Source organism: Niastella yeongjuensis, assembly GCF_900110245.1.
GTDB lineage: Bacteria > Bacteroidota > Bacteroidia > Chitinophagales > Chitinophagaceae > Niastella > Niastella yeongjuensis.
Genome location: NZ_FOCZ01000005.1, coordinates 152592 through 169816, shown reverse-complemented (window position 1 = coordinate 169816; position 17225 = coordinate 152592). Strand labels below are relative to the sequence as shown.

Annotated in this window: 15 protein-coding genes and 1 pseudogene; 9 read left to right on the top strand and 7 right to left on the bottom strand. The window is 44.3% G+C overall.

Annotated elements, in window-relative coordinates:
• Positions 1–58 precede the first annotated feature (58 nt).
• Positions 59–1525: a hypothetical protein gene (locus BMX95_RS14810; protein ID WP_081203222.1), complete on the bottom strand. Its 1467-nt coding sequence runs from the start codon at positions 1523–1525 to the stop codon at positions 59–61.
• Positions 1526–1711: 186 nt separating this feature from the next.
• On the opposite strand from BMX95_RS14810, the gene BMX95_RS14805 reads away from it, so the two are divergent.
• The 8 genes and pseudogenes from BMX95_RS14805 to BMX95_RS35500 all read left to right on the top strand — a co-directional run bounded on the left by BMX95_RS14805 (position 1712) and on the right by BMX95_RS35500 (position 7769).
• Positions 1712–2533, top strand: a complete 822-nt coding sequence (locus BMX95_RS14805) for a hypothetical protein (protein WP_133054026.1) — start codon at positions 1712–1714, stop codon at positions 2531–2533.
• A gap of 82 nt (positions 2534–2615) precedes the next feature.
• Complete coding sequence (locus BMX95_RS14800) at positions 2616–3155, top strand: RNA polymerase sigma factor (protein WP_081203220.1); 540 nt, start codon at positions 2616–2618, stop codon at positions 3153–3155.
• Positions 3148–3741: a DUF4974 domain-containing protein gene (locus tag BMX95_RS14795; RefSeq protein ID WP_081203219.1), complete on the top strand. Its 594-nt coding sequence runs from the start codon at positions 3148–3150 to the stop codon at positions 3739–3741. Before BMX95_RS14800 ends, BMX95_RS14795 begins: the two co-directional genes overlap by 8 nt.
• Positions 3725–5236, top strand: coding sequence for a hypothetical protein (locus BMX95_RS14790; RefSeq protein ID WP_081203218.1), 1512 nt, complete (start codon positions 3725–3727; stop codon positions 5234–5236). Before BMX95_RS14795 ends, BMX95_RS14790 begins: the two co-directional genes overlap by 17 nt.
• A gap of 35 nt (positions 5237–5271) precedes the next feature.
• Complete coding sequence (locus BMX95_RS14785) at positions 5272–5640, top strand: VOC family protein (RefSeq protein ID WP_081203217.1); 369 nt, start codon at positions 5272–5274, stop codon at positions 5638–5640.
• Positions 5641–6432: 792 nt separating this feature from the next.
• A complete protein-coding gene (locus BMX95_RS14775) occupies positions 6433–7038 on the top strand; it encodes a fibronectin type III domain-containing protein (protein WP_081203215.1) in 606 nt (201 codons plus the stop codon).
• A 37-nt stretch (positions 7039–7075) separates the two neighbouring features.
• Positions 7076–7282: pseudogene (locus tag BMX95_RS35760) on the top strand (hypothetical protein); the annotation flags it as partial.
• Positions 7283–7481: 199 nt separating this feature from the next.
• Positions 7482–7769, top strand: coding sequence for a chromate transporter (locus BMX95_RS35500; protein ID WP_242673220.1), 288 nt, complete (start codon positions 7482–7484; stop codon positions 7767–7769).
• On the opposite strand, the gene BMX95_RS14765 is transcribed toward BMX95_RS35500, so the two are convergent.
• A complete protein-coding gene (locus tag BMX95_RS14765; RefSeq protein ID WP_081203214.1) occupies positions 7764–9917 on the bottom strand; it encodes a TonB-dependent receptor in 2154 nt (717 codons plus the stop codon). The genes BMX95_RS35500 and BMX95_RS14765 overlap by 6 nt on opposite strands.
• A gap of 134 nt (positions 9918–10051) precedes the next feature.
• On the opposite strand from BMX95_RS14765, the gene BMX95_RS14760 reads away from it, so the two are divergent.
• Positions 10052–10294 (top strand): hypothetical protein, encoded by a 243-nt coding sequence (locus BMX95_RS14760; protein WP_081203213.1) that lies wholly within the window; start codon positions 10052–10054, stop codon positions 10292–10294.
• Positions 10295–10335: 41 nt separating this feature from the next.
• Here BMX95_RS14760 and BMX95_RS14755 read toward each other — a convergent pair whose 3' ends face one another.
• The 5 genes from BMX95_RS14755 to kdpB all read right to left on the bottom strand — a co-directional run bounded on the left by BMX95_RS14755 (position 10336) and on the right by kdpB (position 17218).
• Positions 10336–11685: a sigma-54-dependent transcriptional regulator gene (locus BMX95_RS14755; RefSeq protein ID WP_207631694.1), complete on the bottom strand. Its 1350-nt coding sequence runs from the start codon at positions 11683–11685 to the stop codon at positions 10336–10338.
• 15 nt (positions 11686–11700) lie between these two features.
• Positions 11701–13398: a HAMP domain-containing sensor histidine kinase gene (locus tag BMX95_RS14750; RefSeq protein ID WP_081203212.1), complete on the bottom strand. Its 1698-nt coding sequence runs from the start codon at positions 13396–13398 to the stop codon at positions 11701–11703.
• Positions 13399–13498: 100 nt separating this feature from the next.
• Positions 13499–14584, bottom strand: a complete 1086-nt coding sequence (locus tag BMX95_RS14745) for a porin (protein WP_081203211.1) — start codon at positions 14582–14584, stop codon at positions 13499–13501.
• 11 nt (positions 14585–14595) lie between these two features.
• Complete coding sequence (locus tag BMX95_RS14740; RefSeq protein WP_081203210.1) at positions 14596–15159, bottom strand: K(+)-transporting ATPase subunit C; 564 nt, start codon at positions 15157–15159, stop codon at positions 14596–14598.
• A gap of 16 nt (positions 15160–15175) precedes the next feature.
• The gene (gene kdpB, locus BMX95_RS14735) at positions 15176–17218 is read right to left on the bottom strand and encodes a potassium-transporting ATPase subunit KdpB (protein ID WP_081203209.1); all 2043 of its coding nucleotides are present in this window, start codon (positions 17216–17218) and stop codon (positions 15176–15178) included.
• Positions 17219–17225: the final 7 nt, after the last annotated feature.

Genomic DNA, 17225 nt, shown 5'->3' with positions numbered 1-17225 from the left:
TGCTGGTCTTATATACAAAGATGCAAAAAAACGAAATTTATTCCTTTCCGTCTGTAAATTAACTGTTACGGAGGTCCGCTTTAAAAGTTTTGATGATTTTGACAGGCGCACTGCCATTTTTAGGCACCACCTCAAGGGAAACCCTTACACCCAGTATGTTTAAGGGCGCTGAAGCTTTTAGCTGTTGCCCCTGGTACAGGTGTGCTTCAGTGAGGTTGGGCGTTTCATTGGTAGCTACTGCAACGATCTCCTGGCGAAAGTTGCGTATAGTCGCATAGGCTTGTGTGAAGGGATTTATTTTGTATTCAATGGAGGCTACATCGAGTGTGTATTGTTCAGACAAAGGCCCGTCTACTTTCGTATGGTTGATAACGGGTGCGGCGCCCAGATAAAAAATACCCAGGGGTTCATTAAATGAAGGCCCGAAACCAATCACATTACTGTGATCGAACCCTGGTGATGCGAGGTTAAGCCGTATATATCCAACGCCGTCGGGATAGAGCCGTATTAATGCAGGAACATCAACCTTGGTATCGGCCATGTTCAATTGCGGTACCAGGGTGGCATTGAGTTTATTGCCAGCAGTACTGTCGAAGATGGTTTGCTTCAGGTTACTGACAACGGAACCGGAGAAGATCCCGGACAGTTCATCGAGCCCGCCAACTGATTTTATGTGTGCCTGCATGTTGGTACCAATAGTGGTACCCAGGTTAAAAAGAAAATTAAATCCGGGGCTTTGCAGAAAGAGCATTTTGTTGCCGGCAGGTTTGTTGTTGAGGGATAACTCCAGCGGGCGTACAAAATTAAAGCTCCAGCCAAGCAGAAATTTGTCCCAGGTCAAATCATGCAGGTTACCATCATACGCTATTTCATATTGGGAAAGATACCAGGCGTTTTGAGTAAAGGGCCATGGTTCCATAAGCACAGCCCTGTCGGAATTGACATTCATATCAACGATCAGCTGGTCGGCAAAATTGAGCATATGGGTCATCCCGTTTACTTCGCCATTCACGCTCATGATATTTACAATGGAACGGTAATTGGCCACGGTAGGATTACTTTCTCTTACATTATAGGTGTAATACCGAATTACGCCCCGGTATTTATTGTAGAGTATAAAGAAGGGATCGGCGGCATCGAGGGTATCCGAAAAACTGTTATATACCAGTTCCCAGCCATCGCTTTTTTTATAATCATAACGAAGGCCGGGGTCATAATTCCTGATCGTTTGATCGCTCCAGGGAACGGGTACGGCCGGGTGACCGGGCACTACGGGCATGAATTGGGTATTTTCCCAGTCGAAGACAAAATTATATTTGGTTTTTGAAGGGGGTACCGTGGTATTGCCGGTGATGGTGATCACTGGCTGGGCCGAATTGCCGGCAGTGGGGGCTTCTTCAACCTCCAATGGTTTTTCAGGGGCAGGACCGTTATCATTATCCTTGTCGCAGCTTATGAAAATAAAACTGAATATGAAGGCGGCCGTGACCGCTTTGTGCAATTGAATGATAAGGCGCTTTTTCATGATATGAGGTTGAAGCGATTACAAGACAAACAGGTCCCGTTTTTTGTTGCATTAAAAAATGGTTAGTCGAAGTCGAAACTTTTTTTAAAAAAATATCCGGTTGTTCCAACCTTTTGGGCAGGGGCTGTAGTTTATTAAGTACAGCAGTGATCACTCTGTATCAAATACCCAAAAATTAAAAGCATCATGAAACGTTTATTAGTCCCGATTTTACTATTGACCGGGGTAATTGGCTACATGTCGTGTCAGAAAGAACACAGCAGTGATCCAAACTCGGTAAAAGCTGCAAAAACAGAAGGGATCAAAAAGGGAGAACCGGTAATATTTACGGTAGAAAATAACTCCGGACAAACCGCCAAATGGTCTGTAACCCCTTCCAGCAATGTATCTCTTACCAGCGATGGCGATAAAGCCACCGTTTATTTTCGCCAGTCAGGTTCTTATTCGGTAATAGCCAGCATGGGCAGCCTGGTGCAACGGATTTCGGTAAATGTAGTGGACAGCAATTATTGCGACAGCCTGTACAGAGATTCACTCTGTGGGTTTCCGCACGATACGATCCCTACCATTCCCCGCGATACCACCAAAACGGATACTACCTGTAAGAACTGCGGTCCGCATGATTCTACTTACACATTGCTGAACGACCACATCAATCTTTCCGTAGTGAAAATTGATACCGGTAATATTTCAGGGTTGGTAATTAAAGCGACTACGCAAAACAGCTATCGCTGCACTTACAATACCCTCATCACCGGGTTTTCCAATTCGAATGGCAGCTATTATTTAGAATACTCGAGTGTATATGTTCCGGGAAGCTGTCTCAGCGGGCCGGTGCAGGCAACATCAACGAGGACACTGTATCCGATACAGGATGGCAGCCATGAATTTAAAGTGAATGTAAGTGGCGTTACTTATACCGGTTCCTTTACAAAAACGGGTAGTCAGTATAGCTTTACCTGGCCCGACCCAAGCAGAGTAACTATTTCACCACTAATTCTTAATTAGACGCTGTAAATGGTAAATTTGTATACCGTGCCACGGTTCAAAACCGTGGCACGGTTGGTACTGAGTATAAACCCCGGATCATTTGGATAAGAAGATAATAGATGGCTGCAAAAAAAATGACCCCCAGAGTCAGGAAAAATTGTACAGGCAATTTTACCCGGCCATGTTTGCATTGTGTAAATGCTTTTTTTCCGACAACCATGATATTCTTACAGCAGTAAATAACGGCATGTTGAAAGTGTTCAGGAATTTTGATAAATACGATCCCGCCAAAGGCGATCTGTTTAACTGGGCTTACACAACCGTGCGCAATGCTGCGCTTACCCTTATCAGGGATAAAAAGACCCGGCTCACCTTTGAGTTGAATGAGAACAACAGTGATGCCGTGGTGAATAATCCCTTCAAACAACTGGAATGGAAGGATATTTATTATTACCTTGACCTGTTACCACCCAATACCAGGTATGTGTGCAGCCTGTACTACCTGGAAGGTTTTTCAATAAAAGAAATAGCCCGGATGATCGATATGAAGGAGGGTACGGTGAAATGGCAGCTGAACGAATGCCGCACCAGGCTGAAAGAAATTTTTGAACAGCATAATAGAAACAGAAACATTGGATAAGAAAAAGTTACATATTAATGAGGTTGGCGATAACCGTTATCCTGAACCGGATATACCGGTGGAGGCCGCCTGGGAAAATATGCAACAACTGCTGTTGCAGACGCCTGCAGCACCCGTGAGGGCATCCGGTTTCAAAAAATGGATAGGGAAGGGAACAGCCAAATTGGTGATCGGTGCAGGCCTGGTAGCAACCATTTTCCTGATCACTTATATAACCACAAAAAAGCCAGCCCAAAAGGCAGCAACGCCCGCAACCTATAAGAACGACAGCCCGGCTGCAAACGATACGGCACCTACAGGCACTACGGCTGTTTCTGACACGCTTACCCCAAACGCAAAAGATAAACGGGTCTCCCTTGAGTTCGAGAGTACGCCTTTTAAAAATGTGGCCGAACACATGGAAAAGGAGTTTGATATAAAGATCATTTTAAAAGGCAATGTGGGCGAACGCAGAATCACCACCCGGTTTGATAGTGTTACATTAAAACAAATGCTCGATGTAATGGCATACACCCTTGCTTTCGAGTATAAAATAGATAAAGGGAACAAGCAAGTCACAATATCTGGAAATGGACGTAATAAATAAATGCCTGGCGGGACTGGTTATACTATTGGTATTGACTGTTCCGGTAGATTGCTTCGCACAACAAAAGGCCGCTGCACCCAATAACCAGCGACCTCAATTTTATTTTGATAAGCCGATAACACTGGATTCGCTTACAAAATATGTACACACGCACAGCTCCATTCGTTTTTCGTTTAACTCATCGAAGGTAAAAGGCGATAAGATCATCAACCTGAAAAAAGGATCGTACACCATTGGTATGTTGTTACAGGAAATACGCAAGAACACCTCGCTGTATTATTCCATGTTCAAAGGGTATGTGATCTTCCAGGATAACCCGCCAAAACAACAAACAGCAACTGCAAAAATTAACCCGCATAAAAAAAACAACCTCAGTCATCATAAACCGGTAAGAAAGGTAATGCGGCCTGTTCCGCAAACCAGGCCCGGGGACACCATCCTAATGGCAGCGCATACAAACCCCGATACATCCAGCCGGGTTGTTGTCGTTAATACCCCTGCTCCGCATCCTGATACGGCAAATGTTGCCCGCCGGACAAAAGACACCACCGCCGGCAACTTACTATTGACCACCATGGCTGGAAAGGCACCCGATAATGACTACATCGACGTAGTTAAAAATACAAACGGACAAGTTGAAAAAGGAAAACCCATAACGCCGGTGTATAAAGGCAGTGCAGCCCAGCCCTGGATAAAAGACACCATGCAAACAAAAACAAAGGTGGTGCGGGCAGATGTGAGCAAGAAAGACGGACGTACCGTTGTGCAACCCGCGCGAAAAGAAAAAGACGAGGAGGATAACCGGAAGATCTTTCACACCTGGCACTGGCAGTATGGCTTGCATTGGAAAGGGACTGTTCCCCTCAATGGGGATGGCCATTATTTTACCGGTCCCAATAACCGCAGTCAACCTTATAACCTGCTGATCCCCGGCATTTGGCTGAGCCGGCACAATGAACACCACGAGGTCTTATTGCTGGTAAAACCGGCTGAATGGACCTCCTATAACAACAATGTAATCAAGGTAGACAGCACGGTAAAACAAGTAGCTGTCGATTCTGTAACATCGGTAAATGTTTGGACACGCCACACCAGCAGCTTTATAAAATCGGGCGGTATTTATTTTGGCTTGCAATACAACCTCCATATCAACGAAAACTTTGTAATTGGTGCCGGCATCGGGTACCAAACGTTGGGGCAAACCCTGGTGCAAAGACAATCAAAACTGGCGGTAGATACAGCAAGGAATAAAGTGGCTATTCCAGACACCATGTATTCGGTAAAGAATGATTCATTAACCAACAGGTATCTGAACTCCCATTTGATCATGGCCAAATTTGAAGCAGCTTATAAGTTAGGCCCGCTCGACCTGGGCGCGGCGATAGTGGTCCCGTTTGGCAGTGCATTCACCAGTCAAAGCAAGGAACAAAAGCGGTCGTTGAATTTGCAGCTTTTTGTACGGTGGCGATTGAAGCGGGAGGAGGAGACAGACTAAACAAAAATGCCTTAAATTGCTGCAAAACAAACACCATGAAACGCGTAACAGGTATAGGCGGCATTTTCTTCAAGTGCAAAGACCCCGGGAAAATGAAAGACTGGTATAAAACCCACCTGGGTTTTGATGTAACCGAATACGGCGTAATGTTCAATTGGAAACAGGAAGACGAAACAAAGGAAGGATATACGCTGTGGAGCCCGTTTGCAGAAAATACCAAATACTTCGAGCCATCTGCAAAAGACTTCATGATCAACTACCGGGTCGACAACCTCGAAGCACTGGTGGAAGAGTTAAAGAAAGAAGGGGTAACGGTGTTGGATAACATCGAAAGTTATGACTACGGAAAGTTTGTTCATATCCTTGATATAGAGGGAAACAAGATTGAATTGTGGGAGCCTTAAAGTAAATAGGGTGTTTTTCACGTACATGAGATATTAAGAATAATATATATCTTACAGCTACTTCTACATTGAGTGTATAAGATGGTGGCTCTGGTTAGTTTCCTTTTTTATTTGCCCTGACAAACACCTCACTGAAGAAACAATAGGATCTCCTTAAAAATAATTATCAGGAACAAGCCTTCTGATTGAAACAGTTGTTTCAGTCAGAAGGCTTGTTCCGTTATAGATCTACACTTGTTTTTTCCCCCGGTAAAATGATCCGTATCCCAGGATTTTACCCTGTTTTCCTGGGAAAACCATACACTTTCCTGGGATTTTACATGATTTTCCCAGGGAAATAATATGTTATCCCAGGATTTTACCTTGTTTTCGTGGGAAAATGATATGTTTTCCCAGGATTTTACATCAGTTTCCTGGGAAAATTTTATACAATCCTGGGATTTATTTTTTGACTTTCAGGTTGAAGAAGGGCATTGTAAGTATACTGCCAGTCATAAATCCGGAATGAAGTTGTCATTCGTACCTGAAATCAAATACTTCATCCCACCTTTTTCCTCACGCCGTCCCTAAAAGAATAGGTACTCCCTGGGGGAAGTGACCTTACGTCCCACCTTTTGCCTCGAACCGTCCCAACAGTTTCCGAAGCCCGTCCCATTTTGGGCCATCGTGTGGTAGTAATGGATAGATTTGTCTTCGTATACAGATCGACTTGTATTGGCCAATACAGTGTAGGTTAAGAGACTGATAATAGCGTATGGTCTTTCTATTTTTTAATTTTTAAAATTTACGATCATGAGTAAGAGTATTGCTAAATACAAAAAACGCCAGGGTGACATTGCGATGATATGCCAACGCGTTATAGAGAACATGGAAAATAATCCGGCTTTTCCAACTCCACCAGCTGCGCTGACAGAACTCAAAAAGTTATTGCCCGAATACCAGGCGGCGCTTGTAAAAGCCGGGAGTCGCGACAAACAAATGGTGTCTGTTAAAAACGATAAGAAGGTCCTTGTGCTGGCCTATTTAAAGGAACTGGCTGAGTATGTGACCGTGACCTGTAATGGCGACAGAACGTTGATCCTGAGCAGCGGTTTCGATGTAGCTAATGACGCCAGGGATTATCAGACACCTGCTATCGAAATACTGGAAGTTGAAATGGGTGCAGCCGGTGAGGCTACTACCCATGCTAAAAATGTGTCGGGTATACTCGCTTATGTACATCAGTACACTAAGGAGCAACCCGGTATAAACACCGAATGGATAGGAATAGGGAGCTCTCAAAGTAGTCATACTTTCGAGGGATTGATTTCTGACAAACGCTACTGGTTCCGCGTTGTTGCCATTGGCACCAATGGGAGAAGAAGCTATTCACCCGTTGTTACCAGGGTCATTCAATAACATAGTGCTATAAGGCACATATTGTCCTCACAAAGGATTGGAGCGGTCCGCCCCGGCGGACCGCTTTTTTATAAATTGCAACTTTGGGTTCTTTTATCAGAAATACAGCACACTGCCCGATGTACAGGATTTTATTTTCGGACTGCGCCCGGCCACCACGGCGCAGGTGATTGCCACCGTATGCCGGCTGGCCGCTTCTACCTTAAAAAATAAAATAGCGCTGACCATTCTTTGCCTGGTTGTATTCGTGGCTTCGCTGGCAGGCATAAACGAAGTGTTGTTGATTATAACCGCTGGACTGATTAATTATGGAATTAGTATAGGTAAAGAAAAGCTCGCAGTATTCTCCGGCTTGTTGTATGCGCCTTTGCTTTTACAGATAGATACCCGGTTTCAAAATCAAAAGCTGTTTTTAATTTTTCTGAAGATTGGTGCGATCCTGTATGGGCATCTTTTTACCTTCCTTCTTTATCTCTTTCTTTTTGCACCGGGTTGTATCATCAGCCCGCAAGAACCAGCGCCTGCGGGTGTTTCTCGATGGACTGAGCGCCGCTTCTGTTTCTATCATCGCTGTGGTTGGGTGGCATCTTTTAGTAGAAACTGTTTCAGACTGGCGGGGTACATTGATCCTGGCCTCTTGCCTGGGGCTTACGCTGGTGTTTAAAAAGATCAGTTCTTTCTACATTATTTTATTGGGCAGTGTGGCCGGGTTCCTGTTGCTGAAGTTATAATTTTATTTTGATGCCGCCATTTACTACAAACCCGTCCAAAGGCGCATAAATATCCTTGAATACCGGATTGTCTATAGAACCCGTATATATCGTATCGAATTTCGTTTGGCGGGTATTGGAGAAATTCTCAAAGTTTATGAATATGGAAACGTGCTCCCAGAGTTTTTCAGCCATCAAACCGGTTACCCAATATGATTGGCCAAAGCTTCCGTCGCTTAATTGCTGGCGACTGTAATAATAGGCTTCCAAACCTATTTTCCATTTGTCTTCCACTTCATACATCAGCACGTTATTGAGCCGGTGTCTGGCCGTTAATGGCAGCCATTGCTTTTCATTGAAATGCGTATTGGCATCGGTATATGTATAACCAATGAACAGTTTAAAATCTGCATATGTGAACCGCACATTTGTTTCTATGCCTTTGGTGTCTATATACCCGCTTGCATTGTCAAAAGCCATTTTACCATTCCCCGCATCTGTCAATACCAACGGTCTGTTCAGTTTCGTATAGAAAAACAGGTTGTTCAAACTTACACCCAATTCGCCAAAATGGGTACGGTAATTCAGGTCCCAGTTGCCGCCGGCAGAACGTTCATTATTGGTATTGTTAACGGCAATAGGCAGGATGTGCTGAAATTGTAACCGCTCGGCCTCCTCAGTAAAGATCGTTGGGGTTTTATAACCAAGGCCGCCACCCAGCCGCGTAGTAAAAGCCGGGCTGACCTTATACATGACAGATACCCTGGGCAGCAACTCAAATCCATAATCATTTACATGATCGCCACGTAAGCCAGATTCTATGACAAGCTGTTTGTTGAGCGACCAGGTGTTTTGTATAAACAGGCCAATGGTATTATAATGATAGTTACGCAATGGGTCTGTTGACTGTTGCCTTTCATTCAGGTCATCTGTAAGCATATTACCGCCAATAACCCAGTCAGTTTTCAATCCTTTCCTGTTCCAGGTTAATTCAGTAAATGAAGATTGCTGCAAGGCGTCAAATGTGTAGGTGGGGATGTTGATCACCCTGTCGAAACGGCTGTAACTGGTTTTTAGCTGTATGGTATTGTTTTCATTGAGGTGGTGTACTATGCCCAGTTGTGCCGTGAGGCGATCTGTATTGTTTTGTTCAAAGTAACCGGTGCCACCATGTTTGATGTAATTCATGTTGCCGCCCATTCTGTCTTCTGTAACATAACTAACACCTGCGTCGGCTGTTGTTTTCTTCCCATATAAGAAAAGACGTGGGTTGATGGTATAGCGTTCAAATTTTGGAATAGCTGTAAGGCCAATACCGGCGGGATCAAAAGGGGCGTTGCTATTGCGGGAGCCAAATACCGTAAGGCCCATCTTTCCATACAGTTCGCTGTAAAAGGCACTCAGGTCGAGCCCTTTGGCCGAAGTGCCATTTGCCATAAAGTCCAGCTCCCGTTTTTCACCCGGCGTTTTAGAAACCAGATTTACGAGTCCGGCAATAGCACCACCACCGTAGAGGGTGGAAGCAGATCCTTTAATAACCTCCACCTGCTTCAGGTCGAGTGGGGAGATCTGTAATAGAGACAGACCGCTGGAGAAGCCGGCGTACAGCGGATAACCATCCCGCAGTATTTGTGTGTATCGGCCATCCAGTCCCTGAATACGAATACCTGAACTGTAGGAGGTGGCAGATGTTTGCTGTGTTTGTATACCCGTGCTTTCATTGAGCATCATTCGTATATCACCCGGCTTCATATTGCCTTTTTCAGCCAGCTCTTCTCCTGAGATCACCTCTGTGCGGGTTGGCAGGTTGCTAATGGTGCGGCTGGTACGGGTAGCTGTAACTATTACTTCGTCCGCTGTTTCTTCCGTGGCCGGTTCCAGGACTATATCCATGTTATCCGGTCCGGTAAGCGGAAAAGTCACTGTAATTATTTTTTCTTCAAAACCTATATGGGTGATAACAAATGTATGTACCCCGGCTGGTATATTTATAAATACAATATTGCCTGTAGAATCGGTTTGTACGGCCCTGTTTTGTTCTTTCCAGGCAACGGTAGCCCCGGCGAGCCGCTCATGATCATTGCTGGTAACTGTAAGTTTTAATGTATGCTGGGCCTTTGAGGCAAATACAAAACAACAGAGAAAAAAGCTGGTAAAAAGATATTTCATCTTCCGCAAATATAAAATTCGGACCTCGGATGAGGGAATAAAACTACAGGCTTACACTTATTTTTTTTATTTGGCGTCATTTTTGCACATTACGCTGAATAATAATCCAGTATCATTCGAAAAAATCAGTACCTATGTGGAAATCCCTTACATCATCACAACGAGTTAATAGCGGAGATAAAATAAGATATCTCTATCCCAGTGCACAAAAAGCGGACAGCTTTTTCAAGGTAATAAAGTCGGATGAGCATTACTTTGAAATTCTTCCGGCCATGGAAGATGCCGACCTCCCGCAAAGCTTCTTTTCAAAAAAAATAGTTAAGTACTTCGATATTGGCTACAATATTCAAATTGAAATTTGGCAGGAAGGAGTATAAAGCTGTTTACAGATTAATGTATACAAATGCCTGACTGTAGATCAGGTGTCGATTTTATATTCTTCAATTTTTCTGTATAAGGTAGCGATCCCGATATTGAGCAGTTTGGCTGCTTGTGATTTGTTTCCTTTGGCGTATTGCAACACCCGTTGAATATGAAGATATTCTACACTGGCAAGGTCAAATGCAGATATAGATTTTGTATTGAATGTATTGTATTGCCATTCTATGGGCATATGTTCAACGGTCAGCGTATCGCCCTGGCAAACGATCAAAGAGCGTTCGATAACATTCCTTAATTCGCGAATGTTCCCGCGCCAGTCATGTTTTTGCAGTCTTTCAACAAAAGCGTTCGTCATTCCTTTTACATGCTGATAGGCGCTTTGGGTGATCTTTTTTACAAAGAACGCTGCCAGCAGGGGAATGTCTTCCTGTCTTTCTCTTAAGGCTGGTAAGGTTATGGTAACAAGGTTGAGGCGATAGAACAGATCGCCGCGAAAACGTCCTTCTCTTATTTCCTGTTGCAGGTCTTTATTGGTGGCGGCAATGATGCGGATGTTCACCTTTATTTGTTTGGTGTCGCCAATTTTTATAAAGGTATTTGTTTCGAGTATGCGTAACAGCTTAGCCTGCAGTTCAAGCGGCATTTCGCCTATTTCATCAAGAAACAGGGTGCCTTCATTAGCCTCTTCAATCAGGCCTTTCTTTTCTTTTATGGCGCCGGTAAAGGCGCCTGCTTTATGTCCAAAGAGTTCGTTCTCCAGTAATTCTTTACTAAATGCGCTGCAGTTGAGACCCAGAAAGGTTTTTGTATTCCGTTTACTGGTTGCGTGGATAGCCTGGGCAAACACTTCCTTGCCAGTACCGGTTTCGCCTAATAACAAAACGGGGGCATCGGTGGGTGCAGCCATCTGGGCCAGTGTTTTGGCTTCTCTTATTCCCTGTGATTTGCCTATGACGCTGTCGAAGTTGGCATAGCGGCTGGCGGCCTGTTGCTCCAATATTGCCACCCTTTTTTCCAGCTTGCTTTTCTCTAATGCACGATACAGCAATGGTAAGATCCTGTCGTTGTCATTTGCCTTGGTAATATAATCGAATGCTCCGTTTTTAATGGCCTGTACGCTATCGGGGATATTCCCGTAGGCGGTAAGCATAATGATCTCGATATACGGATGAAGGGCTTTAACCCGGGGAATAAGATCAACGCCATTGCCATCGGGCAGTTTAACATCACATAACACTACATCGACGGTTTCTTTTTCAAGCATCTGCAAGGCTGCCTTACAGTTGGCGGCTTCATAAATAATAAACCCTTCCAACGAAAGCACACGTTTTAACAGTTGCCTTACATCTACTTCGTCTTCTATGATCAAAACGTTTGCAATACTCATATTTTTTATTTTTTCTCAACTGTTCAACAGAAAGTTGAACCCGAATGTACTTCCTGAACCATATTCGCTTTTTACCCAAATGCTGCCGCCCTGCGCTTCAATAAATTCTTTTGAGATAGAGAGGCCAAGCCCCGTGCTGGTACTTTCATTTGAGCCGGGTACCTTGAAGTATTTATCAAATACATGGGTTACATATTGCGCATGGATGCCTTTCCCTCTATCAGCAACAGAGAAAATTAACTGGTTATTTATTTTTTCGGCTTTTATTTCTACCGATCCATTTTCACTGGAATACTTAATGGCATTGCTGAGCAGGTTAATAAGTACCCAGGTTGTTTTTTCTTCATCGATATTAATAGCTGGTAAATTAGTTCCAACGTTTTGCTTCAATTGTACCTGTGATTGCGCCGCCAGCTGCTGTACAGCCTGCAAAGCGCGTTCTACGATCATTGCCGGCTGGGTGGCTTCTTTTTGAAGCTGGATCCTTCCAGATTCGACCTGAGACAGATTTAACAATTCCCCGGTTATTTTTAGTAACCGTTCGGTGTTCTTTTTAAGACTTTCCAGAATTTCCCGTTGATCTGTATTTAATTCCCCGATCCTTTTATCGTCGAGCAGTTGCGTGCTCATTTTAATAGCGAATAGAGGTGTTTTCAACTCGTGTGAAATAGTGGCAATAAAGTTTGTTTTTGCTGCATCCAGCTCTTTAAACGGAGTGATGTTCTTTAACATGATCACCTGTCCGCCTACACCATTATCGGTTTGTATAACAATGGACTCCTGCTCAAAATATCCTTCCTTATTATCGAGATAAATTTTTAGCGTTTTCTTTTCCCCGCTTTGCAGTACTGTTCTAAGCAGGTCATTCTGCAAGGCAATATCAGATGCGTATTTGCCGGTAATGTCTTTTTCCTTTAAGCCAAAAAGTTTTTCAGCTTCGGAGTTAAAGAACAATATCTGCCTTTTTTCATTAAGCCCGATAATGCCATTATTCATTTTGTTTATAATGGCTTCTATCCGGCTTTTTTCCAGTCTTATTTCGGCTAAGTTACTGTGTTCATACTCATCCAGTTTTTGGGCCATGGCATTAAATGTATTGGCCAGTATGCCAAATTCATTTTTCTGGTCAAGGTGTATGCGTTTGCTGTAATTCTTTTTTGCAATTTCCTGGATCCCTTCGGTGAGTAAATGAATAGGTCTTGAAAGCACAGATGGGAAGTTCAGGATGAATGCAAATGCTGCCAGGCTTAATATGCTTACGATGATCGTAAGCCATAACGTAGCCTGGGATGCGGTATTGGCTGCAATCAGATTTTTATGAATGATTGCTGCCTGGTTTACATCTATGACCTTGAAAATATCTTTGCGAAGCTCTTTATATGCGGTGAATGCCGCGGGGTCTTTTCTCAATTCATCAAACAGGGCGCGTACGTCGGCGGTTGCTTCAAATTCTCCCGGTTCGGTGATGTTATGTTCCTGTAACCGCAGGTTTTTGTCAAAGATGGCTAACTGGGTGGTGTCGCCCGGCAGCTCATTTAATGCTTTAAACATGTAATTACAAAATTCCACGCTGATGTGGTTGTCTTTCAGGATCATTCCGGCGTCGCTGCTCAATCGCTTAACGTAAAAAATGCCTAATACCCCGAAGCAGATGATCACAATAAACAGGAACACCAATCCAATAAAGAGCTTGGTTTTAATTGTGGTTACCATTACTTGCAAAGATACAATAGCCTGTATAAACAGGGAAGTTCCCGGGTTCGCGTATTGTACGGAAGTTCCGGGAACTATGGTGAAGGATGGTGTTTGCTTGTTAAAACCCGATAGTCAGGGCAGTTGTTATTGCCAGGTTATTACGTGTCCCTTTAGTATCGGGGTCTGTAAAGATCAGGTCCTTGCTGTTCAAATTCCGCACTTCCAGCCGCCACATGGCTTTGCCCATGATATTGTAATCGATATTGGCTGAGTAGCCCCATGTTTTAAAGCCATTGGGTGTACCGGTGGCAATGATCACGCCATGCTCATCGTTGTAGTATTCCCCTCTTGCTGCCATGCTTAATTTGGTGACTGGCGTATATTTTACGATCAATACCGGGGTATACCAGGTGTTCATGTCAGAAGCGCCTTTTGCTTTTTGTTCGGCGCCCAGATCAAAGCCTGCCACGATGGTCCATTTTGTGCCGGCTTGAAAAATGCCGTATAAGTCGTGGAAATAACGCATTTGTCGAACACTGTCGGGCTTGTCGTTCCCTATGAACGTGCTGCTATTGAGGGTTACAGTTGAGTTGGGTTTAAATGTAACCTGTGTGCCAAATGCCGGTGTGGTATTTCCATCTACCCGCTGAATGCGTTGCCATCCATTCAATACCAGGGCACTCAGGTACCACTTTTCGTTCCTGGACGTATAACCGAGTTTCACACCTGTTTCAAAATAAGGGGAGTTCTCTGCCGCCAGGCTTCGGCTCAGGGTAGGGCAGTCTTTACCGATCGCGCTTTCCCAGCCTATATGAGAAGGGAGGATACCTGCATCCAGCCAAAGATTGCTTTTGGCGGAAAGTTTTACACCTGCATTTGCTTCATAGATGTTTTTCAATACACCAGGTTCTGCAGCATAATTAGCGTTCATATACGTGCCGGTGGCCAGCGAAAGATTAGCCCTTAACCTGTCATTGGTGTAGGCTGCTTTTATCATTCCCAGGTTCAGGTTTATTTCATTATTGCGGCTGTGGCTGTAAATAAAACCTGGTTTGGTATTGTTAACGGGCTTATTGAAGTCGTAAGAGTAATATCCTTCAAAGTAACCGCTGATATCCAGATTTCCCATTTTCGCGGGCAACGTGTCCTGCGCCATGGCGCCCGCACCGGTGAATAGCGTAATGCCTAATACAATATATTTCATAGTTGTCTTCTTTATTTTAAATTGTCTAAAGCAATGTTTAGTTTAAGTACATTTATTTTTTCAGGGCCCAGTAAGCCCAGTAATGGTTTCTCGGTGTATTGCTGCACCAGTGTTACCAGTTGATCTTCGTTCAGTTTTCTTATGGCTGCAATTCTTTTTATCTGTACCCTGGCTGATTTGGGTGAAATATGTGGGTCGAGGCCACTACCCGAAGCCGTTACCAGTTCGGCGGGTATTTCTTCTTTTTTTACCTGGGGGTTATGTACCAGGAAACTGTCAATTCTGTCAGCAACGGTTTTCAGGTAATCTGCGTTGGATGGGCCTTTATTGGAACCTCCGGAGCCTGCTGAATTATAATCTACGGCTGATGGCCGGCCCCAAAAGTACTTGTCATCGGAGAATCGCTGGCCTACGTTTGCGTAGCCTACTACTTTACCATTTACCATTACTTTTTCACCATCGCCCCTGCCCGGGGCCAGTTTGGCAATAAGGGCGATCAATAATGGATAACATATGGAACAGAGAATAATTGTTACCAGCGTTAGTTTTAACGAAGGCAGAAAGTATTTTTTCATTATGATCAGTTTGTCATTACATAAATAATCCTAATACCATATCAATGAGCTTTATGCCGAGGAAGGGGACCAGTATGCCACCCAATCCATAGATGAGCAGATTTCTTCTTAACAGGGCGCTGGCGCCAATAGGCTTGTAGGTAACGCCCCGTAATGCCAGTGGTATCAGTGCCGGAATGATCAGTGCATTAAAGATCACGGCGCTAAGAATGGCACTTTCAGGCGTTTTAAGGTGCATAACGTTCAATACCTGTAAAGCGGGTATGGTTGTTATAAAGAGGGCCGGAACAATGGCGAAGTATTTTGCTATGTCATTGGCAATTGAAAACGTGGTAAGCGTTCCCCTTGTCATTAATAATTGTTTGCCTATTTCTACTATCTCGATGAGTTTGGTGGGGTCATTGTCGAGGTCAACCATGTTGCCTGCTTCTTTAGCTGCCTGCGTACCACTATTCATGGCTACGCCCACATCGGCCTGCGCCAGGGCAGGGGCGTCGTTGGTACCATCGCCCATCATGGCTACCAGTTTGCCTGCCTGCTGTTCCTGTTTTATATAGTTCATCTTATCCTCGGGTTTGGCTTCGGCAATGAAATCGTCTACCCCTGCTTTTTCGGCAATGTATTTTGCCGTGAGCGGGTTATCACCGGTAACCATAACCGTTTTTACGCCCATTTTCCGAAGGCGCTGAAAACGTTCCTGTATGCCTGGTTTAATGATGTCCTGCAATTCAATTACACCCACTACCTGATTATCCTGGCAAACAACCAGTGGCGTGCCGCCATTGGAGGCGATTGCCTTTACCCGTTGGGTGGTTTCTTCAGGTACGGTATTGCCGGCTTGTGTTACTATTTTTTGAATGGAATCAAAAGCCCCCTTGCGGATCTTTCTGCCCGATGGCAGGTCAATCCCGCTGCTTCTGGTTTCGGCAGTAAAGGCAATGAATTGGGCGCCCTCCGTTGGCAACAACCTGGTATTCAAATTGGCCAGTTCAATAATTGATTTTCCTTCAGGGGTTTCATCGGCCTGCGACGCCAATACACAGGCTTCAATAAACGCATCTTTATCGATATTAGGCGCAGGATAAAAGTTAGTGGCTTTTCTGTTTCCTATGGTAATGGTGCCGGTTTTATCGAGCAACAGGGTATCCAGGTCGCCTGCGGTTTCAACGGCTTTGCCACTCTTGGTAATCACATTGGCCCTTAGTGCCCTGTCCATACCGGCAATGCCTATGGCATTCAATAGACCGCCAATGGTCGTTGGTATTAAACAAACAAATAAGGAAATAAAAGCCGCGATGGTGATGGGGGTGTTGGCATAATCACCAAATGGTTTCAATGTTACACATACCAGTACAAATACCAGGGAAAAACCTGCCAGCAGGATTGTCAAAGCTATTTCATTGGGCGTTTTTTGCCTGGTAGCGCCTTCTACAAGGGCGATCATTTTATCTAAAAAGCTTTCACCGGGCGCTGTAGTAACTTTAACTTTGATCTTATCGCTTAATACTTTAGTGCCGCCGGTCACAGATGATTTATCGCCGCCTGATTCGCGGATAACAGGGGCCGATTCTCCCGTTATCGCTGATTCATCGATGGTGGCAATCCCTTCTATTATTTCCCCGTCAATGGGAATGATATCGCCTGTTTCGCAAAGGAAAATATCACCCTTTTTTAATTGTTTGGAAGGAATGATGGTGACGGCTGTTTTATTGAGCTTGTCTATCAGTTTGGCGGGTGTTTCTTCCCTTGTTTTACGCAGGCTGTCTGCCTGTGCTTTACCCCTCGCTTCTGCAATAGCTTCCGCAAAGTTGGCAAACAGGAGGGTCAGTAACAGGATGATGAAAACGGCGAAGTTATACCCTAAAGAACCCTGTGTTTTATCACCGGTAGCAGCTGAGTACAACGTTACCATTAACATGATGACAGTACCAACTTCAACCGTAAATATGACCGGGTTACGGAAAAGCACCCGTGGATTTAATTTTACAAATGATTGTTTTAAGGCAGCTGCTACCAGCGGGCCCTCAAACAATTTATTCTTTTTTATATTGCTCGACATGGTAATG